Source organism: Occallatibacter savannae, from assembly GCF_003131205.1.
Lineage (GTDB): Bacteria > Acidobacteriota > Terriglobia > Terriglobales > Acidobacteriaceae > Telmatobacter > Telmatobacter savannae.
Genome location: NZ_QFFY01000004.1, coordinates 446,085 through 465,871, shown reverse-complemented (window position 1 = coordinate 465,871; position 19,787 = coordinate 446,085). Strand labels below are relative to the sequence as shown.

The following is a 19,787-nucleotide window of genomic DNA, read 5'->3' as shown; positions in this document are numbered from 1 at the left end:
CAAAGAACCGCAAAACTCTTTCTTCGCGGCGAGGTTGACTTCCTTTTCCGTCCGCTTCTGCCTGCAACCGTCCGGAACTGAACAATCGGCGCGCCGGATCCTGACCGCCGATGTTCAAACCGTCACTGCGGACCCGCAGGCGTGCTCGTTGCGCTCGTCCCCTCTTTGTTGGTCATGTTGTCGCCCACCGCGCCTACTTGCCGGGCTACCTGCTGCGCCATCTGAAGATGCTCTTGAATGACCTGAGAACCCTGCGTTGCGGCATCTTTCACCGCTGCAGACTTTCCGCTCTTCGACTCTTTCTTGAACTCTTTGAGATCCTTTTCATGGTCCTTCACCATCGCCTTCATGTACGCCTTGTCGAACGCATCTCCGGAAAGTCCGTCCAGCTTTGCCTGCAGTCCCTGATCCTCTGACGGAACGCCCGACGTCATCGACACACCCATCTGCTCTGCGATCGGCTTCATCTGGTCGTTCAGCTTCGTATGATCCTCAACCATCTTCTGCCCAAACTGCTTCACCTGCTCCGAGCTGGCTTTCTGCTGCGCCATCTGTCCCAACTTGATCTCTGCTGAGCTCCCCGCCATCGCATGCTCAACAAACTTCTTATCCATCGAACTCGCGTTGCCCTGTTGCATGCCTTCACTACCCTGCTGCATGCTCCCGCTGCTCTGCCCACCGTTCTGCATGCTCCCGCTGCTGGTACCGCCCGTCTGCCGTTGCTGCTGCCCGCTTCCGGTCTGCGGCACTTGGCCGGACTGCTGAGCACCCGCAGTCGCCACTGCGCCGGCCAACAAGAATCCCATCCACATGTACTTCATCGCAACTCCTCTCGCGCTACCAAACTGCGCTCGCGCATAGGAGTCGACGCGCAACTGCGGAGTTGCCAATCCAGCTCACGATCCCTTCGAATCGCACCGCGTCAACAGAGCTTGTCCGCCTTCGCCGCCAGATCGAAATCCTTCTCCGTAATCCCGCCCGCATCGTGCGTCACCAGCCCCAGCCGAACCTTGTTGTATCGGATATCAATATCCGGATGGTGCCCTGCCTGCTCTGCCAGCTCACCCACCTCGTTCACGAACTTCAGCGACCCCCGAAAATCCTCAAACAAGTATGTCCGTACCAGCTCACCGGAGTCTACCTGCCAGTCCGGAACTGCCACCATTCTCGCCTGGATCTCCTTGTCTGAAAGTGCTCCCATCCTGCCCTCCTTGGGTGAAGTCTCCATCCAATCCACCCACTATACGTTCCTCCTCGACACCCAGGCTCACCCCTCCAAAACACCCTTGAAATTTACAGCTCTCCCGTGATAACTAATCCATTAGTTGCACGTCTATACCAGTGGGAGGGGAGAGAAAGCCGCCCATTCCACTAACGTAGATTCAGCAACTTACAGCATGCCTCCGAAGAAATCAAACACGTTGACCGAAGCCGAGCTCAGGCTCATGAAGATCCTTTGGCGTCGCGGTGAATCCGCCGTCACTGATCTCGTCGCAGCCATGCCCGACGGTGAAAACCTGGCCTACAACTCGGTTCTGACCACCATCCGCATCCTCGAGCAAAAGGGCTACGTCGACCACCGTCAGGAAGGCCGCGCCTTCATCTACCGCCCTCTCATCGCCGAGCACGAAGCGAGCCGCACCGAGGTCAAGCACATCCTCAGCCGCTTCTTCGGCAACTCGAGAGAACAACTCCTGCTTTCGCTTATCGGCGACAGCGAAATCTCCCGCGAGGAACTCGACCGGCTCAAAGCCGCAATCAACTCCGCCGCTCCCGACAACGGAGGCGAGATCTAGCCATGCCCTTTGCAGCCGAACTGGCCGTTACCGCCTCCGCTGCCTTCGCCTGGGTCGTGGAGCATGCGCAGCCCTTCGCATCATCCGCCGGCTCCATGCTCGTCACCGCTCTGTGGCAGGGCGCCGTAATCGTCTGCGTACTCGAGATCGCCGCCCGCCTCATGCCCCGCATCTCTGCCGCGCATCGATTTGCGCTCTGGACGGCAGGATTCGTTCTCGCTCTTGCACTGCCGGTCATCCCGCTGATTGCGGTCAGCGGAAACCGGGGAGCCGCCCTGGCATCAGCTTCCGGCGACTTCGCGCCCTCAACCCATCCGTTGTTCCAGATCGACTCTCGCTGGGGACTCGCGATCGCTGCTCTCTGGCTTGTCGCCTCCTTCATCCGCGCGGCCGCACTCGCCGCGCACTCCCTCCGGCTCCGGCGGTTGTGGAAGGCCGCCGAGCCGGTCGAGATCACCGGCTCACTATCCGCTCATCTCAGCGCACTTCGCCGCGGCCGCGTTGCCATCTGCACGACACAACTCCTCGATCGCCCCAGCGTAATCGGCTTCTTGTCGCCTCGCATTCTGATCCCCGGCTGGCTGCTCTCACGCCTCACACCCGGCGAACTTGAGCAGATCGTCCTGCACGAAGCCGAGCATCTTCGCCGAGGCGACGACTGGACCAACCTCCTCCAGAAGCTCAGTCTGGTCCTCTTCCCGCTCAACCCTGCTCTTGCCTGGATCGAGCATCGTCTCTGCCGCGAACGCGAAATGGCCTGCGACGAAGGCGTCGTTCGCATCACCAACGCTCCGCGCGCTTACGCCGCCTGCCTCGCCAGCCTGGCCGAGCGCCGTCTCGAACGCCGTGCCGAAGCCCTCTCCCTCGGTGCCTGGCATCGCCGCTCCGAGCTCGTCACCCGCGTCCACCAGATACTCCTTCGCAAGCGCACGATGAGCTCCACCGCCGCAGGCACGCTCCTCGCCACGCTGGGCTCTATGCTCCTCGCCGGTTCCGTCGAGATGTCCCGGATCCCGCAGCTTGTCTCCTTCGTACCCGCGCACGGCACGCAAGCCACGACGCCCGCTCACCAGGCCCAGCTCGACGCATTGCTCGCCCGCGAGAACGCCGACTCCAAGCTCAAGCTGCCGACAAGCTACCGCGCAGTCGCAACCAAAGCCGTCCTGCCCGGTCGGGTATCCACCGCATCAGCACACACGCGCAAACGCTCTGCCACCGCACGACCAGAGCCACAAAATCTGCCAACATCTAATGCTCTTCAAAACGCCGCACCGCAGATCGCCAAATCCGATCAGCTCGGCGATAGTCTAATCCCAGCCCAGCCACAGCCGCAGCAATGGGTGGTCGTCACCGAGTGGCGCGAGTTCAGCTCAGCCAGCCGCATTCCCCAAACCGTATCTGACTTCGAACCAGAGAACCAGCCCACTCCAGCTCCAGCAACAACCGCCAGCTCTCAAACGGCAACGCAGGCGTCCTCAGCAACTGGATTCGCGACCGCGCCCGTGCAATCTGCCAACAGCCAGAGTCAGCCGGCGTCTCAAACCCATCACTTCACCGTCACGCAGCTGATCCTGCGCCTAGTACCAGCAAACCCGAATTCAAATTCCACCCAGCCGCCCATCGCTACGGTCCGCGACGGCTGGTTCGTTATCCAACTGTAAGCTCAACTTCAATCACCCACGGAGAATCACTCATGTCAGCACCAACTAATTCATTAAGAGAAAAGGCTGGAAAGTTTGGCGCCCCCGCGGCCGCAGCCGCAGCCGTCCTCATCGCCTCCGCCCTCGTCATCGGACACACCGCTCACGCAGCCGCATTCATGCACGGCCTCGACACCGCCGCTCCCATGGACGACCAGAGCGTCTCTTCCCTCGTCGCACTCGACAACGCCGTTGAAGCCGTCGCGGCCCGCGTCACCCCCGCAGTCGTCAACGTCTCCGTCACCGCGCGCGTGAACGGCCAGGACGCCGACAGTGACGACGACAACGCACAGGACAATGACAATGGCGGCGGTGCTCAGGGCCAGCAGATTCCGCCCAACGCCATTCCTCCCGAGTTCCGTCGCTTCTTCGGTCCGATGGGCCCGATGGGCCGCGGCCAGAATCCGCAGCAGATCGAGCACGGTATCGGCAGCGGCATCATCATCTCGCCTGACGGCTACATCGTCACCAACAACCACGTCGTGAACGACGCCACGCAGATCAAAGTCACGCTCAACGATCGCCGCGTCTATCCCGCCAAGCTCGTCGGCGTCGATAAGCTGAACGACCTCGCCGTCATCAAGATCAACGCCAACAATCTCTCCACCGTCGCGTGGGGCGATTCCACCAAACTCCGCCCCGGCCAAACCGTGCTCGCATTTGGTAGCCCGTTCGGCTACTTCCAGTTCTCCGTCACCCGCGGCATCGTCAGCGCGCTCGATCGGCCCAATCCGTACTCCAACGATCCTCGCCGCCCCGGTGCCTTCATCCAGACCGACGCCGCCATCAACCCGGGCAACTCCGGGGGTCCGCTCGTCGACGCACGCGGTGAACTCGTTGGCATCAACACCTTCATCATCACCAACAACGGATCTTTCGCCGGCGCCGGATTTGCAATTCCCACGCAGATCGTCCGCGCCTCCGCCGAGTCCATCATCAAGAGCGGCACAGTCCACCACGGCTATCTCGGCATCAGCATGAACGATGTCACGCCCGACAACTCCACCTTCTTCAACCTTCCCGACGCCACCGGCGCCATCGTCAGCCAGGTCACGCCTGATTCACCCGCAAGCCAGGCCGGCCTCAAACGTGGCGATGTCCTCCGCGAACTCAACGGCACTAAGATCAAGAACGGTGGTGCTCTTCAAGTAGTAGTCAGCCAGACCGCGCCCGGATCCGACATCAAACTCGGCATCCTTCGCGACGGCAAACCGGAAACACTCACAGTAAAAGTCGGCGAATTCAAAGGCGAAAAGCAGGTTGCTGAAAACGGCGACAACGGTTCGCAGAAGAAGGGCAAACTCGGCGTATCCGTCGGCGACCTCAGCGACGACGTTCGCCAGCAGATGAACCTTCCTTCGCAAGTCAAGGGAGCGGCAGTGCAAAGCGTGCGCCCCGGGAGCCCCGCTGACGATGCCGGCCTCGCTCCCGGAGACGTCATCGAAGAAGTCAACCGCAAGCCCGTGACAAGCGCTCAGCAATTCGCCAGGGACGTTCAGGCGATCCCCGCGGGCAAAGACGTTCTCCTGCTCGTGTGGTCGCACGGCGGCTCAACGTACCGGGTGGTTCATCCCGCCCCGAGCACCGACAAGGGTGAGTAAGACAACACCAGCGTTGTAAGTAAAACTCAAGGCCGCTGCATCTCCTCGAAGTGCAGCGGCCTCTTTTTACGTCTTGCTCCTGACAAACGGCAGGTTTCTAACTTACTTCTGTAGATTCAGTCGCGATCAGTTGCACTCTTCCTGTTGTTGATGACTCGCTTCAAATGGAGCATCCGCGCTCTTCGCGCGCCTTGTCCAGTTGAGTAGCGGCCGGCAATTCAAGCTGCTCAATACGATCAAGGATGATTGCTACTAATTGTGCTGTGAATTCTTCATTGAGTTCAGATGACTCTTCTTGGATCAGCCGAAGTAAGCGGTGATAACCCAGTAGCTTTTCAAGAGGGGAGAGCGGGGCGATTTCGGAGGGCTTCATGACGGCGTGTTGCGTTTATGATGTCGATCCCGCCGCCATGTTTGCTTCGCTGGGATGGCTGCCGGACACAGGGATCCGCCATCTTCATCGCTGCATCTTCCGACTCTCGCTGGCCCATGCGCATCCAAGGGGTTGACTGGGCGGACTTCCGCTCGCGAACCCCCACAATCTCCCGGAGCGAACATTGACTGATTTCCACCCCCGACCACTGCAACAACGTAAAAGCTGGTTATCCCTGGATGGAGAATGGGACTTTCACATTGATGAAAATGCTTCTTTGATCCTGCCACAGGATGTGCAATGGAGCAGAAAGATACTGGTTCCGTTCAGCCCTGAGACAAAGGCCAGCGGCATCGGCGAACCCGGCTTCTACTCCGCAGTGTGGTACAGACGAACCTTCAAAAAGCCCGAAATGAGACCCGGGGATCACCTGCTTGTGCACTTCGAGGCGGTCGATTATCGAGCGACCCTATGGGTGAACGGGGTGAGAATCTGCTCGCATGAAGGCGGATACACCCCGTTCTACGGCGATATCACCAGAGTCCTCGAATCTGCCTCAGATCAGGAGATCATTCTCCGCGCTGAAGACGATCCCGCGGATCTCGCCAAGCCTCGCGGAAAACAGGACTGGAAGTTGCAGCCCCACTCAATCTGGTATCCGCGGACGACCGGGATCTGGCAACCGGTGTGGCTTGAGGTCGTCCCCGCCACGCGTATCGATACGTTGCAGTGGTCTTCGAGTCTCGAACGCTGGGACATCGGAGTGGATGCGACAATCCGGACCGATGGCTCCGGAGAGAAGACGAGGCTGCGAGTCACGCTCAGTGCGGGAACCCAATTACTCGCGTCAGACTCATACGAAGTAGTCTCGAACGAAGTTCACCGCCGGATCGCGTTGTCTGATCCGGGTATCGATGATTTCCGCAATGACCTGCTCTGGAGCCCATCCTCTCCGACTCTGATCGATGCAAAGCTGGAGTTGCTAAACGAACAAGGAGAGCAGTTGGATGTCGTGAGCAGCTACACAGCGATCCGTTCGGTGGGTGTGCAAGGAGACAGATTCCTGCTCAACAGTAGGCCGCTGATTCTCCGCCTCGTGCTCGATCAGGGATACTGGCCCGAATCTGGATCCACTGCGCCGAGCGATGAAGCCCTGGTACAGGACATCCTGCTGGCACGCAAGATGGGGTTCAACGGGGTTCGAAAACATCAGAAGATCGAGTGTGCCCGGTATCTTTACTGGGCAGACCGCTTAGGGCTCCTCGTATGGGAAGAGATGCCCAGTGCTTACCGGTACACAACGAGATCTGTTGAGCGGCTCACTCGCGAGTGGACGGATGTCATCCACCGCGACTCTAGTCATCCGTGCATCGTAGCGTGGGTGCCTTTCAATGAATCGTGGGGAGTGCCGGACCTTCCCGAGAGCCCGGCTCAGCGCCACTACGTGCAGGCACTCTATCACCTTACCAAGTCACTGGACCCGACACGGCCCGTTCTTGGCAACGACGGTTGGGAGAGCATCGCAACGGACATCATCGGCATACATGATTACGACTACGATCCGGAACGCATCGGCAGACGCTATGGGATCGACGACATCAAATCTCGTCTTCTGCGCAGGGAGCGGCCTGGAGGTCGCATGCTGGTCGTAGATCCTGAAGCTGCCTGGAATCAGCCGATCGTGCTCACCGAATTTGGCGGGATCGCCTATGCGGGCGAAGGCGGAAATTTCTGGGGCTACTCAAAGGTCGTGTCCTCTGAAGAACTGCTCAACAAATACACGTCCCTTCTTGCAACTGTTCGCAATCTACCTACGCTCGCCGGCTTCTGCTACACGCAATTTACAGATACCTACCAGGAGGCCAATGGACTCCTATATGAAGACCGCACTCCTAAGGCTCCTTTGGAGAAGATTGCGGAAGCTACGGCTGGACCTACAGCGGATCCGGATCTGCAGATTGATACGTTGTGGAGAGATCACTTGATGCGCACCGTTCGATGACTCAGGCTGCTTCTTTATAGAAGCAGAACCTGTCCTCGTTGCGCCACCATCCGGCTCGCGCTAATGCCGGATGGCGTGGCGTGCCGCCGGCTGCCAGCTCCCTTATAACGCCCGCCAGTTCCGTAGCAACCGGCACACCGTCGCGAAGATCGAAAGCTCCGTGCTCGTAATGCCCGTTCTCGCAGGTGACCAGTTTGTCCCAGTAGAAGGAGCCGAGCAGCGCCCAGAAAGTGATGGCAGCACAACTCGCCCCTTGCTTGCGCGCCTTCATCACACCGTTCCAAGCCTCGGCCGCCCATCGAATCTGGTCGTCGGTCGTGCCTCCCAGGTGCACCTCTGAAATGGCCACCGGGATTCGATAGCGTTCCCACGCATCGATCAGCACCCCTTCGAATCCGCTGAAGACACCTGACGGCGCTCTCACCGCTTCGACATCGACAAAACGCCCTTCAGCAGAACCGCGGTCAGCCGGATAGCACTCTACTCGATGATCGAGATACCGATCGCTCGTCACGTAGTAGTTGATCCCAATGACATCTGGCGGGCACGGATTGTCCCGAAACCAGAGAATCTCGCTTGGTGCAATGCCTCTGAGCACCATGTAAGCGTACATGGGGTGCTCGGGTCCGACCGCACCGCAAAGCAAATCGATTAGGAGCCAACGGCGCAGATTTAGAAGCGACCACACCTGCCGAAGCTCCTCCGTGCCCGACGTGAACCCTACGTCTTCCGTCGTGATCAAATTTGCTTCCGGATGGATCTCGCGAACTCTCCGCATGCTCAGCACAGTGCCCCTCACTTGATTGAGCAAGGCACGCAAATAGCTGGTCTGGCTGGTGTGATGCGGATACCAGACACCGTAAAGCCCGCTGAACCTCGCCGTTGTATGCGGCTCGTTCACCGGCGTGTACGCGTCAATCCACGGATACCGTTGCGCCACCTGCGCCGCATAATCAGCAAGCAAATCCGGGAATCTGGGATCCAGGAGACTTGTGTGTGCAGGACCGCTGCCGTGGTGAACCAGGCCGGCGATCGGACGGATTCCGATGCTCCGCATCATCTCGAAACGAGCATCGGAGTTCACCCACTTCGGATCTCGCTCGTGCCGCTCCCATGGAATGCCGACCCGTAGCGTACCGATACCCAGCGAGGCAATCGCTTCCAGGTCGCCGGAGCGTTCATGGTGCCTGGATAGATCAAGCTGATCGAAGTAGCGATCACCGACGCGATTGCAGGTGCACTCCACCCCGCCCCACACTGCGATCGACTTATCGCCTGTAAGCGGGTCGGGCACGTGCACGAGCGGTTCCGCTCTATTCTCGATCCTCATACCTTCAGGCTGCCTCGTCGGGCTCTTCCCGCATCGACGAAGGCGGTCGCACAGCGTCAAGCTCTGAAGACAACACCACCACCGGACGTGAAGGTAGCGAACGTGCACGCTTAGCCTTCAGTTTTTCGAAGAGGCTCAGTGACTGAGCAACTACCTGGTCCATGTTGTAGTACTTGTAGGTTCCAAGCCGGCCGGTGAAGTGAACATCATCCAGCGTATCCGCGAGCTCTTTGTATCGCGCGTAGAGTTGGGCGTTCTCCGCCTTCGGAATCGGGTAGTATGGATCGCCCTCGCTGCGCGGGTATTCGAAGACAATGCTTGTCTTGGGGTGCTCTTGTCCTGTGAGATATTTGAACTCCGTCACGCGCGTGTATGCATGCTCATTTGGATAATTGATGACTGCCGCGGATTGATAGAGCTGGCGATCATGGGTCTGATGTTCAAAGTGAAGCGAGCGATAGGGCAGCCTTCCGTAGCAGTAGTCGAAATACTCGTCCACAGGCCCGGTAAAAATCACTTCCCTGCACTCAACCTCATCGACGATATCGCGATAGTCAGTGTTCAGAAGAATGCGAATATTCGGATGGGCTAGCATTCGGTCGAACATCCTCGTGTAGCCGTGAAGGGGCATCGCCTGAAATCGATCTGTGAAGTAGCGATCGTCGCGGCTAGTCCGGACAGGCACTCGAGCTGTCACGCTCGCATCCAGTTCGGAGGGATCAATCCCCCACTGTTTGCGCGTATAGTTTCGAAAGAACTTTTCATACAGTTCCTGTCCAACTCGGTTCACCACAACGTCTCTCGAGCTGCGAATCTCACATGGTTCCGCCAGCTCTGCGAGAAATTCATCAACTTGACGGCAACTCAGGTTCAGACCGTAAAGCTTATTCAGCGTGTTTGCATTGATCGGCATCGACACCAACTGGCCATCGACGCTTGCAAGTACCCGGTGTTCGTACGGCCGCCACGCGGTGAAGCGGGATAGATATTCGAACACTCGTTCAGAATTTGTGTGAAAAATGTGCGGGCCATACCTGTGCACCAGGATTCCCGCTTCGTTGTAACAGTCGTATGCATTTCCGCCGACATGGTTTCTCTTATCCACCAGCAAAATGCTCGCATCGAGCTGAGATGACAACCTCTCCGCCAGTACACTGCCTGCGAAACCAGCTCCGACAATCAGATAATCAAACATAGGATTCCCCACGCCTCAAACACACATCGCTATCGCCGGGCATACTGTTGGCTTGCATGCATCGCCCGATCTCGTTCCACATCCGTTCAAAAGTCCTGTCCCAGGACATTTCTCCGATAAATTGATCCACCCGCGAACGCCACTGGTCGTCCTTTCGGTCCAGGCACGCACGTATTGCTTCGCTGAACGCTTGAGCGTCTCCTGCTATTTCGACAAGCCCGAGCTCACCATATGGCCGAACTACATCCCGGATCGGTGTCGACACCACAGGCTTGCCTGCCGCTAGATACTCCGGAGTCTTAGTGGGACTGATGAACCTGGTCGATGCGTTTTGCGCAAAGGGGAGCATCGCCACATCCCAGTTGCCCACGTACTGCGGCAACTCCTGATAGCTCTTCTGCCCGAGATAGTGGATGTTAGGCGCCTTGGGCAACAGGTTAGGATCGATCTTTGCAATTGGCCCAACCAGAACGAGGTGAATATCCGAGTTATGTTCCGCGACTTCCCGAAGCAGTAGCTGATCCAGCCGCTCGTCCAGCACGCCATAGTAGCCGACTCTTGGGTGGGCTATTCCTGATTGATCTACAGGATCCTTCAGGGGAAGGCGAGCCGCCGCAAAATGTTCTCGATCGATGCTGCTTGGAAACAGATGCACGTTGCGATGCTGCATTCGCTTCTCTTCATGCAAACTCGCGCCACCAGTAAAGACGATGTCCGCACGAGCGAAAAGCCGATCCTCCATGCCGATGAGCTCCGGAGGCGCCCCTTGGAATGCTGAAAGCTCATCCATGCAGTCGTACACCACAACGCGGGGCGACAACTGAGAAGAGAAAGCGAGCGCCATGGGGGTGTAGTACCAGCTGATAAACTCCGTGATCTTCTCGCGCTTCAGATATTCATCGAGTAACTTCTGCTCCAGGTTGAAAGCGACCGCCCTTTCAACAGCTTCCGGCAGCTGAGGAGTTACAACCCGTAAGCCGGAAGCATCGGTCACAATCTGCAGTTCGGGTGTCTCAAGAGACCTGTAGACAGGCTCTTCCCAGAAATGGACGTCACACATCTTTTGACAGCGCGAGAGTAGGTGCTGGGGCCTTTGGTAGACGAAGTTCCACCTCAGGTGCGAAAAACACAGCACGGAACATCGTTTCACTGATGTGAATTGTTCAAGCACGATCATGAGATGCGTACTCTCAGGTTCCGGAGGCTTGATTGCACCCGCGCACACGCTCCAGGAGCAAGAAGGAGCCGCCCGTCCGTGGGCGTGCAAGGGTTTTTCCTAGCAACTTCTCGCCGCGTGCACTGGGTGGGCGGTCAAGCCAATAGTTCTCGCGAGAGATTTCGCCGCGAAGAGCTGGCCCGCACCTGCTGAGCTGGCAAAGTAGCATCAGCATTCCAGCCGGGTGCCAGCGTGCGACCCGTCGTTTCTCCTTACATCAAGAACGTGTTAATCCTCGCTCTCTCGCCGGGCACACGATCGGTCAAACCCGGATCCGGAACATTCCATTGCTATTCTTTAAGAAGCGTCCACCACAACGACAACTGCTCCTGCACGTATCTGTCGAAAATCGGGCGCGAGGTATGGATGACTGAAAAACGTTGGGTATTGTTGATTGCCAGTGAGGTTGGACAGACTGATTCTGTCTCGGATCGCGCCATGGAGCGGCTTGTGAACGCAATTGGCGAGGAAGGATACGAGGTTGTTCGTACCACCTCCCCGGACGATGGCCTTTCTCTCGTGACTTCCGACCCTAGCTATTCCGCGGTCCTCCTTGACTGGGACCTGGAGCACGAGTCGCAGTTCGAGGAGCGTGCAGCGCTCGAGATCATTCGCAATGTCCGTCACCGCAACAAAAAGGTCCCCATCTTCTTGATCGCGGACCGAACTCTGGTCTCGGAACTACCGCTGGAAGTGATCAAGCAGGTGTACGAATACATCCACCTTTTCGGAGACACTCCGGCTTTTATCGCTTCTCGTCTCGATACGGCCATCGAAAGGTATCATGAGCAACTGCTTCCCCCGTATTTTCGTGAGCTGCTGAAATACAACGACCAGTCGGCCTACTCCTGGGATGCGCCGGGACATATGGGCGGTGTTGCGTTCCTTAAGCACCCAGTAGGACAGGAGTTTCATCGCTTCTTCGGAGAGAACCTGCTGCGCTCAGACCTCGGTATTTCATCAGCCCCTCTGGGCTCCTGGCTGGACCATATCGGGCCTCCGGGCGATTCCGAGCGCAACGCGGCGCGCATCTTCGGCGCCGACTGGACCTTCTACGTCCTGGGAGGTTCGAGTACCTCAAACCAGATCGTCGGCCACGGAGTGATCGCACAGGACGACATAGTCCTGGCAGACGCAAACTGTCACAAGTCGATTTGCCACTCCCTTACCGTCACTGGCGCGCGCCCGGTGTACTTCAAGCCAACTCGCAATGGTTACGGCATGATTGGTCTTGTCCCGCTGGCGCGTTTTTCATCCCAATCAGTGAAGGACCTGATTGCGCGCAGCCCCTTCTCGCCGGGCGCCCGCTCTCAGCAACCAACATACGCGGTGGTCACCAATTCGACCTATGACGGCCTTTGCTACAACGTCAATGAAGTGGTTGGGCAGCTTAGCAATTCCGTCGCTCGCGTCCACTTTGACGAGGCTTGGTACGCATATGCCAAATTTCACCCTCTCTATCGCGAACGTTATGCGATGGGCGTACCCGACGAGATGGAAAATCGCCCCACAATCTTCTCCGTCCAATCGACCCACAAGATGCTTGCCGCGTTCTCGATGGGATCGATGATCCATGTCAAGCTTTCGGAGCGCGGTTCGCTCGAGTTCGATCAGTTCAACGAAGCCTTCATGATGCACGGAACCACATCGCCCTTCTATCCCCTGATTGCGTCTCTTGATGTAGCCGCGGCGATGATGGACGACCCCGCCGGTCCGACTCTGATGGACGAAACCCTGGCGGATGCCATCAGCTTCCGTCAGGCAATGAGTTCGGTCGCTCACCGGTTGCGTGCTGAAGCTGAGAACGGAGACGGCTGGTTCTTCCGGCTGTTTCAGCCCGATAGCGTCGTTGATCCAGGCTCCGGCCAGAAGATCCTGTTTGAGGATGCTGAAGATGAGCTCCTGAAAACAGAGCCCGGGTGCTGGACTCTCAAGCGAGGAGAGGAATGGCACGGCTTCAACGACCCCGATTCCCCCGACGACTACTGCATGCTCGACCCGACCAAGGTGACCATTCTGACACCCGGCGTCAACGCACAGGGGGTGATGGGAAAATGGGGAATCCCAGCCGCCATCCTTACCGAGTTTCTTGATTCCCGTCGAGTCGAGATTGCTCGTACGGGTGACTACACGGTTCTAGTGCTCTTCTCCGTTGGAACTTCGAAAGGCAAGTGGGGCAGCCTTCTGGAAAATCTGTTCGAGTTCAAACGCCTCTACGACTCCGACGCGACTCTCGATGAAGCTCTCCCCGAACTCGTCCAGCGGTTTCCCGTCCGTTATCGCGACCTCACTCTGAGAGAACTTTCAGACGAAATGCACCGCGCTATGATCGACCTCGATCTTGCGGGCCTGGTAAATGCAGCCTGCGATGAGGATTTCGATCCCGTTCTGACCCCTTGGCAGACCTACCAAAAACTTGTTTGCCGGGAAACGGAACGGCTTCCCTTCCGGGAGATGGCAGGTAGGATCGCTGCGGCGATGCTCGTTCCGTATCCGCCCGGTATTCCCATGTCGATGCCGGGAGAGCGCCTTGGAAGTTCAGAGTCCCCCGTTATTAAACTCATCCTCGCAATGGAGCAGTTCGGAAAACAGTTTCCCGGTTTCGAACGGGAGGTGCACGGCATCGAGGTTGACGCCGAAAAGAACTACTGGATGCGCGCTGTGGTCGAGAAATAAAGGCTGCAACAAGAGATCAGGGCGATCCGGAGCTGAGATTTCAACGCCTACAGGTACTGGATACTGACGCGCTTCATGTGCTTAGTCTCGAGTCCCTGGGCGATGCGGCGAACGATATTACGGCGCAGTTCGAGGTCGACGGGAACGTTCGGGTCCTGATGGGCTTCGTTGATGCGGGTCCCAACCCCGAATTTGATCTCATCGCTATCAAGAAGCATCGCGGTGAGACGGACAGCTGCGTTGGACCTCAGTTCTTCGGGGGCGATGTCTTCCTCGAGCAGACGAAGCACCTCGCCCAGCGTGAGAATTCCCTCCGTAACCAGGTCGAAGCCGTCCATCTTTGCTGAAGGGGGAACGCGAGAGTCGCGGGCCTGGCGCATGTCAATGTGGATGGGACGATTGAGTTGGCGGGAGATGATGTTAGCGGTAGTGCCGCCGCAGATCACTTTGCGTCCTGGTGCTTTTTCAGCCATGCGGGCGAGGTCGTTGTCGTGGGCGCGGTTGAAGGGAGCGCCGGTGAGGACGAGAAGCTGCCGGGGACTGCGGAAGTAGACGATGCCGCAAGTGATGTCGTCCTTCGCTGAGAGACCGTCGATCTGTTCGGCACGCGCGACGAGTTGGCGGGACAGTTCGCGAGCGGAGATGTGGGGATGCTCCCGAATCTCATTGCGAACGTATTTCTCGACGTCCGGAACGCCCCAGCCGAATGGCGTTTTGAACTCGCCCATGCCGGCCTGCGATATTCCATCGGAGAAAAACACGATGCGATCCTCTCGCTGGGCGTCAAAGCTGGAACAGCTGATCACGCGATCGTGCCAGCGCTCGGGCCGAAGTTCGTTCTTGATAATCGACGCTTCGCCATCTGGCCGGATGAGAAGGAAAGGCGGGTTTCCGTGTTCAATGATGCGTGTCTCGCCAGTCGCGGCAATATCGACAACGGTAAAGGTAGAGTAGCTGATTTTGCGCACGCTGCATGTGGGCAGTGTATCCATGATGATCTCGGCAGAGGATCGGATGTCCATCGGACTCGCCGTGAATTTCAGGGCCATAGTTGCAGTCATGGTGGCGAGAACGCTTGCCTTCACACCGCTACCGAGGCCGTCGGAAAGAACCGAGACGATGCGGCCTTCCTCCTTGACCTTCTCAGAGAGGAACACATCGCCCGAGATCAACTGGCCATCCTTGGCGCGCTGGCAGTAGTCGATCTCGATGAAGCTTTCCCCAGTGGCTTTCACTTCAGTCCCTTGCCGTTCATGTCCTCGGGGCTGAAGGAACGAACGATGGAGTTGAGAGTGATTTCGGATTCGGCGGCATTCTCGCCGAGCAGATAGGCGATCTGCTGGACGGTTTTCAAGTTCTTCTGAATCACATCGCGGGCCCGCTCGATTATTTGCTCCTTCTGAAAGATCGGCTCGGTGATGTCCTGGAATGTGCCGCACAGAACGGTGTGCGGTTCAATAACGAAGATGTTGGTATTCAGAATGCTGCGGTCGTATCGAATGTCGTGGCTGATGATGTCCTCTCCGGAATCGAGTACGCGGCGAAACAGATTCGAGAACGGAATCACAGCATCGAGCGAGGCGCCTTCGAGTTCTTTCTCGTGCGGGGTATCTTCTGAGACCGTAAGGTCGGCGGCGAAAGAAGTATCGTAGACCTGGTCGAATCCAAGATGCCGAAGCGCGGCAACGATACGCCCGGTCGTAATCTCGCCGGGTTTGAGCCCGAAACACTCGCCCAGACCGACGCGGACGGCCGGCGCAATCTGCACGACTACGTTCTTGGTGGGATCAGCGAGCAGCGACCACACCTGATCCACTTCAGGCTTCGGTGTGAGCGCGCCCGTTGGGCATACGCTCGCGCACTGACCGCAGTTAACGCATTCCACCTCGCCGAGCTGCTTTCCGAAGGCGGGCTTCACCATCACGTCGTGCCCGCGATGAGCGAAGTCGATTGCGCCGATGCCCTGAATCTCAGAGCAAACTCGGACGCAATCACCACAGAGGACGCACTTGTTTGGGTCGCGGATCAGCGATGGCGAGGACTCGTCGAGCGGCACAGGCTCATGTACCGGTTTGAACCGAACTTTCCGGATTCCGAGACGCTGTGCAAGCGACTGCAGCTGGCAGTTTGCGCTACGCGGACAAGTTGGACATTGCTGATCGTGATTCGCAAGAAGCAGTTCCACCGCGATGCGGCGAATCTCGCGAATCTCCTGTGTAGTTGTCTTCACCCTCAGGCCCGGCTCTGGAGGCGTGGAACAGGCGCCCATGATGCCGCGGCCATCCACATCAACAAGGCAGAGACGGCATGCCCCGTAGACGCTGAGTTCCGAGTGATAGCAGAAGGTCGGTAAATCAATGTCGGCCTTGCGGATAAGCTCGAGCAGATTGCGCTCTCCCTCCATGGGAACGGTCCGGCCATCGATCGTTACGGTCCCTTGCGTAGGCTTGTTCACCTCTAGACCCCTTCCACTGCCTGCAGCTTGCAGGCTGTCGAACATGCGCCGCACTTTATGCAGAGTTCGGGATCGATGCGATGCGGCTTCTTCTTCTCGCCCGTGATTGCGCCCGTGGGACACGCCTTGATGCAGACGCCGCACCCCTTGCAGCGCTCCGCGTTGATCTCCGGCTTGAGCAGCGCCTTGCAGCGGCCCGTCCGGCAGCGCTTTTCAAAAATGTGTTCTTCATATTCCTTGCGGAAGTAGCGCAACGTGGAAAGCACTGGGTTGGGCGCAGTCTTACCCAGCCCGCAGAGCGAGCCAACCTGGACGGCGCGGCCGAGTTTCTCAAGCAGATCGAGAGTACCCGCGTCGGCGCGCCCTTCGATGACGTCATCGAGGAGTGCCAGCAGTTGCTTCGTGCCCTCTCGACAGAGAACACATTTGCCGCAGGACTCGCGCTGCGTGAACTCCATGAAGAACCGGGCGATGCTGACCATGCAGGTGCGCTCGTTCATGACAACTAGGCCGCCAGACCCTACCATCGCGCCCACCGAGCGCAGTGATTCGTAGGCGAGCGGGAGATCGAGATGTTCCTGGGTCAGGCATCCTCCGGAAGGACCGCCAATCTGGACCGCTTTGAAGCCGCTCTTCAGCAGCTTGCCGTAGTCGTCAGTCACGCCGCCGCCAATGTTGAGAACAATTTCGCGAAGCGTTGTGCCGAACGGAACTTCGACAAGGCCAGTGTTGGCGACGTGCCCGGTCAGAGCGAAAGTCTTCGTGCCGGGTGAATCTTTGGTTCCAACACTGCTGAACACTTCAGGTCCGCTACTGAGAATCCGCGACACGTGCGCCAGCGTCTCGACGTTGTTGATAATGGTCGGCTTACCCCAAAGGCCGCTCTGAGCCGGGAACGGCGGCTTGGGCGAAGGCATACCGCGGCGGCCCTCAATGGAGGCGATCATCGCAGTTTCCTCGCCGCATACGAACGCACCCGCTCCTTCCATCACGTCGCACTTCATCGGGAGCCCGCTGCCGAAGACGTTATCGCCGAGGATGCCTTCTCTCTCCGCATCCGCCACCGCGCGACGCATTCGCTCGACGGCCAGTGGATACTCGGCGCGTACGTAGATCAAGCCTTCACTGGCTCCGATCGCGCGCGCTGCAATCATGATTCCCTCGATGACGCTGTGGGGATTACCCTCCATGACGGATCGATTCATGAATGCACCGGGGTCGCCCTCGTCTCCATTGCAGATGACGTACTTCTTCGCCGAGTTCTGAATACGCGCAGCTTCCCACTTTCGACCCGTGGGGAAACCGCCGCCTCCGCGCCCGCGCAGCCCCGATTGAGTGATCTTCTTGCAGATGTCCTCGGGCTGCATTTCCAGGAATGCCATCTTTGCGGCGCTGTATCCGCCGTGCTGGATGAATTCTTGGATGTCTTCAGGGTCGAGGAACCCGCATTCGTGCAGCACGAGGCGATTCTGACGCGCGTAGAAGGGGTTATCCTCGAGACCGCGGCAGGCTTTGCGCGTAGCGGGATCTTTGTAGAGGAGGCGGTCGACAGCCTGGCCGGAGATCAGTGTCTGCTGCACGATCTCAGTCACGTCTTCCGGTCGGACCTTGGTGTAGAGGATGCCGTCAGGGACCACGGATACCAGCGGGCCCATCTGGCAGAAGCCCTGACAACCGCTCCTCGACAGCCTCACGTCGTGGGCATCGCCTTCGGCGCGAAGTTCGAGGATGACATTGAGGCCGGAACCCTCCATCTCCCACTTGAACTGCTCGAAGACCTTCATGGCGCCGTTGGCCATGCAGCCTGTACCGGCGCAGAGAATGACGCGCCTCAACTGGTTAAGCTGAACGTCTGAATTTGCATGCTGAGCAAGGACAACCAGGTCACCGCTACTGCACATGAGCTTCTCCATTTGCCGGCTGCTCGACAGAAGGTGAACTCGAGCCCGAAGCAATCTCGTTTTCCCTAATTTCTTCGACCAGAGCCAGCGCTCGCTCCGGGGTCATCCCGCCGAATACCTGGTCGTCGATAACCACGACGGGAGCGAGCCCGCATGCACCAAGGCAGGCGACCGTCTCCACCGTGAACAGCATGTCAGCGGAAGTCTTTCGCTTCTCATCGGTGCCAAGCTTCTCGTGCAGCGCGCTCAACACGGGAAGCGAGTGCTTTACGTGGCATGCCGTTCCGTCGCAGATGCGGATGACGTGCTTGCCCTTTGGCTCCAGGGCAAAATGAGCATAAAAGGTGGCTACCCCGAACACGCGCGCCGGAGGCACATCGAGAGATGTAGCGACATAGGTCAGGACTTCTTCCGGCAGATATTGGTACTCATGCTGGATCGCTTGAAGGATCGGAATCAATCCGGAGGGCCGGTATCCATAGCGGTCCAGGATGTTGCATAACTTTTCAAATTTCCTTGCGCGATCAACTGCACCGGGCGCAGCGGCCATCTAGTGAAAGCCTCCATCTTGCTGGATTGGAACCCTGTAGCGCCGAGCAAGCTTCCAGGAAAGAGAGGCGAGCGACGAGTACAGATCCTCGTTGTGGACGATGATGTGTGCCGGGACTTTGAGCCGTACCGGAGCGAAGTTCCAGAGGGCCTGGATACCTCCCCTGACCATCTCATCGGCGATAGCCTGGGCAAATTCAGCAGGTGCAGTGATGATCCCCAGGTGGATGCTCATGCGCTGAGCGAGATCGGCGAGTTTCTCGAGCGGGAGCACAGCTTTGCCGTGTATCCACTGCCCGATCTTCTCCGGATCGGCATCGAACGCTGCCACGATGCTGAGACCGAAATTGGAAAACCGCTCGTGTCCGAGGAGGGCCGTACCGAGATTACCGGCGCCGACGAGGAAAGCCTCATTGACGTTGTTCCAGCCCAGAAAGCTCTCGATCGCCTGAATGAGCTCGGGCACGGAGTAACCGGTTTTCGGCTTGCCGACAATACCGGTGTACTGCAGGTCTTTCCGAACCTGGACGGGCACAAGATTGAGGTCGGTTCCGATGAGACTGCAGGAGACTCGGCTGATTCCTTTGGAATTAAGCTCGGCGAGATAGTGATGGTATTGCGGAAGACGGTTGAGGCTCGGCTGGGGAATTCCGGCGCGGCTGCCCGCTTCGAGAGCTGCATGAATCGATAATTTCGTATCGATATTCACGTAGCGATACTAGAAGCGGCCTGATTCTGAGGACCGTGACTGCCATCACTGGTCGGTGTTCATGCCCGGACCTTCATTCGCTGGCTCTTCCCAATCCCTCGCCGTCCACTCGGGAAGTCCCTTGCTCCGCTCGATCGCAAAGCCGATCCGCAGCAGATCTGGCTTCTGGATACGGCTGCCACCCGTACGCCATAATCCCCGCCCCAAGTCACAGCAGGCCTCGTCCGCGGCATCAACCTACTCCGGCATTCCATGCCAGCAGAGCTGTGCAGTCTTCACTCCGG

16 protein-coding genes are annotated in these 19,787 nt (G+C 58.3%); 5 read left to right on the top strand and 11 right to left on the bottom strand.

Annotated features, from left to right (window positions below; translation table 11 throughout):
* Positions 1 to 122: 122 nt before the first annotated feature.
* Together DHV10_RS17005 and DHV10_RS17000 are read right to left on the bottom strand one after the other, a co-directional pair.
* Positions 123 to 890, bottom strand: a complete 768-nt coding sequence (locus DHV10_RS17005; protein WP_109487565.1) for a DUF4142 domain-containing protein — start codon at positions 888 to 890, stop codon at positions 123 to 125.
* A gap of 32 nt (positions 891 to 922) precedes the next feature.
* The gene (locus tag DHV10_RS17000; RefSeq protein ID WP_109487756.1) at positions 923 to 1,201 is read right to left on the bottom strand and encodes a 4a-hydroxytetrahydrobiopterin dehydratase; all 279 of its coding nucleotides are present in this window, start codon (positions 1,199 to 1,201) and stop codon (positions 923 to 925) included.
* A gap of 196 nt (positions 1,202 to 1,397) precedes the next feature.
* Here DHV10_RS17000 and DHV10_RS16995 point away from each other — a divergent pair, with 196 nt between their 5' ends.
* Genes DHV10_RS16995 through DHV10_RS16985 form a run of 3 tightly spaced genes read left to right on the top strand, consistent with a single transcriptional unit; the run spans position 1,398 to position 5,097 of the window.
* A complete protein-coding gene (locus DHV10_RS16995; RefSeq protein WP_109487564.1) occupies positions 1,398 to 1,796 on the top strand; it encodes a BlaI/MecI/CopY family transcriptional regulator in 399 nt (132 codons plus the stop codon).
* Between the two features lie 2 nt (positions 1,797 to 1,798).
* Positions 1,799 to 3,457, top strand: coding sequence for a M56 family metallopeptidase (locus DHV10_RS16990; protein WP_109487563.1), 1,659 nt, complete (start codon positions 1,799 to 1,801; stop codon positions 3,455 to 3,457).
* A 32-nt stretch (positions 3,458 to 3,489) separates the two neighbouring features.
* Positions 3,490 to 5,097 (top strand): trypsin-like peptidase domain-containing protein, encoded by a 1,608-nt coding sequence (locus DHV10_RS16985; RefSeq protein ID WP_109487562.1) that lies wholly within the window; start codon positions 3,490 to 3,492, stop codon positions 5,095 to 5,097.
* 160 nt (positions 5,098 to 5,257) lie between these two features.
* Here the strand turns inward: DHV10_RS16985 and DHV10_RS16980 are convergent, their stop codons facing one another.
* The gene (locus DHV10_RS16980; RefSeq protein ID WP_109487561.1) at positions 5,258 to 5,470 is read right to left on the bottom strand and encodes a hypothetical protein; all 213 of its coding nucleotides are present in this window, start codon (positions 5,468 to 5,470) and stop codon (positions 5,258 to 5,260) included.
* Between the two features lie 277 nt (positions 5,471 to 5,747).
* Here DHV10_RS16980 and DHV10_RS16975 point away from each other — a divergent pair, with 277 nt between their 5' ends.
* Entirely contained in the window at positions 5,748 to 7,472 is a 1,725-nt protein-coding gene (locus DHV10_RS16975) for a glycoside hydrolase family 2 TIM barrel-domain containing protein (protein ID WP_239461827.1), read from the top strand.
* Position 7,473: 1 nt separating this feature from the next.
* Here the strand turns inward: DHV10_RS16975 and DHV10_RS16970 are convergent, their stop codons facing one another.
* The 3 genes from DHV10_RS16970 to DHV10_RS16960 are packed head-to-tail and all read right to left on the bottom strand — an operon-like array spanning position 7,474 to position 11,174.
* Entirely contained in the window at positions 7,474 to 8,802 is a 1,329-nt protein-coding gene (locus DHV10_RS16970; protein ID WP_109487559.1) for a glycoside hydrolase family 1 protein, read from the bottom strand.
* A 4-nt stretch (positions 8,803 to 8,806) separates the two neighbouring features.
* Positions 8,807 to 9,997: a UDP-galactopyranose mutase gene (gene glf, locus DHV10_RS16965; RefSeq protein WP_109487558.1), complete on the bottom strand. Its 1,191-nt coding sequence runs from the start codon at positions 9,995 to 9,997 to the stop codon at positions 8,807 to 8,809.
* The gene (locus tag DHV10_RS16960) at positions 9,990 to 11,174 is read right to left on the bottom strand and encodes a glycosyltransferase family 1 protein (RefSeq protein WP_109487557.1); all 1,185 of its coding nucleotides are present in this window, start codon (positions 11,172 to 11,174) and stop codon (positions 9,990 to 9,992) included. The genes glf and DHV10_RS16960 overlap by 8 nt, the downstream gene beginning before the upstream one ends.
* 405 nt (positions 11,175 to 11,579) lie before the next feature.
* On the opposite strand from DHV10_RS16960, the gene DHV10_RS16955 reads away from it, so the two are divergent.
* The gene (locus DHV10_RS16955; RefSeq protein ID WP_109487556.1) at positions 11,580 to 13,889 is read left to right on the top strand and encodes an Orn/Lys/Arg family decarboxylase; all 2,310 of its coding nucleotides are present in this window, start codon (positions 11,580 to 11,582) and stop codon (positions 13,887 to 13,889) included.
* A 47-nt stretch (positions 13,890 to 13,936) separates the two neighbouring features.
* Here DHV10_RS16955 and DHV10_RS16950 read toward each other — a convergent pair whose 3' ends face one another.
* From DHV10_RS16950 to DHV10_RS16930, 5 genes are read right to left on the bottom strand one after another with little or no spacing between them, the layout of a single operon-like run.
* Positions 13,937 to 15,124: a SpoIIE family protein phosphatase gene (locus DHV10_RS16950; protein WP_109487555.1), complete on the bottom strand. Its 1,188-nt coding sequence runs from the start codon at positions 15,122 to 15,124 to the stop codon at positions 13,937 to 13,939.
* On the bottom strand, positions 15,121 to 16,344 hold the full coding sequence (locus DHV10_RS16945) for a [Fe-Fe] hydrogenase large subunit C-terminal domain-containing protein (RefSeq protein WP_204101447.1): 1,224 nt from the start codon (positions 16,342 to 16,344) through the stop codon (positions 15,121 to 15,123). The genes DHV10_RS16950 and DHV10_RS16945 overlap by 4 nt, the downstream gene beginning before the upstream one ends.
* A gap of 2 nt (positions 16,345 to 16,346) precedes the next feature.
* Entirely contained in the window at positions 16,347 to 18,245 is a 1,899-nt protein-coding gene (locus DHV10_RS16940; protein ID WP_109487553.1) for an NADH-ubiquinone oxidoreductase-F iron-sulfur binding region domain-containing protein, read from the bottom strand.
* Complete coding sequence (locus tag DHV10_RS16935; RefSeq protein WP_109487552.1) at positions 18,235 to 18,795, bottom strand: NADH-quinone oxidoreductase subunit NuoE family protein; 561 nt, start codon at positions 18,793 to 18,795, stop codon at positions 18,235 to 18,237. Before DHV10_RS16935 ends, DHV10_RS16940 begins: the two co-directional genes overlap by 11 nt.
* Positions 18,796 to 19,503 (bottom strand): redox-sensing transcriptional repressor Rex, encoded by a 708-nt coding sequence (locus DHV10_RS16930; RefSeq protein WP_204101446.1) that lies wholly within the window; start codon positions 19,501 to 19,503, stop codon positions 18,796 to 18,798.
* Between the last annotated feature and the right edge of the window lie 284 nt (positions 19,504 to 19,787).

Bases quoted from the DNA above. Each gene is read 5' to 3' on its own strand.
- DHV10_RS16970 (WP_109487559.1), bottom strand. From the start codon at position 8,802: ATGAGGATCGAGAATAGAGCGGAACCGCTCGTGCACGTGCCCGACCCG.
- DHV10_RS16935 (WP_109487552.1), bottom strand. From the start codon at position 18,795: ATGGCCGCTGCGCCCGGTGCAGTTGATCGCGCAAGGAAATTTGAAAAG.
- DHV10_RS16985 (WP_109487562.1), top strand. From the start codon at position 3,490: ATGTCAGCACCAACTAATTCATTAAGAGAAAAGGCTGGAAAGTTTGGC.
- DHV10_RS16955 (WP_109487556.1), top strand. From the start codon at position 11,580: ATGACTGAAAAACGTTGGGTATTGTTGATTGCCAGTGAGGTTGGACAG.
- DHV10_RS16940 (WP_109487553.1), bottom strand. From the start codon at position 18,245: ATGTGCAGTAGCGGTGACCTGGTTGTCCTTGCTCAGCATGCAAATTCA.
- glf (WP_109487558.1), bottom strand. From the start codon at position 9,997: ATGTTTGATTATCTGATTGTCGGAGCTGGTTTCGCAGGCAGTGTACTG.
- DHV10_RS16995 (WP_109487564.1), top strand. From the start codon at position 1,398: ATGCCTCCGAAGAAATCAAACACGTTGACCGAAGCCGAGCTCAGGCTC.
- DHV10_RS16980 (WP_109487561.1), bottom strand. From the start codon at position 5,470: ATGAAGCCCTCCGAAATCGCCCCGCTCTCCCCTCTTGAAAAGCTACTG.
- DHV10_RS16960 (WP_109487557.1), bottom strand. From the start codon at position 11,174: ATGATCGTGCTTGAACAATTCACATCAGTGAAACGATGTTCCGTGCTG.
- DHV10_RS16990 (WP_109487563.1), top strand. From the start codon at position 1,799: ATGCCCTTTGCAGCCGAACTGGCCGTTACCGCCTCCGCTGCCTTCGCC.
- DHV10_RS17000 (WP_109487756.1), bottom strand. From the start codon at position 1,201: ATGGGAGCACTTTCAGACAAGGAGATCCAGGCGAGAATGGTGGCAGTT.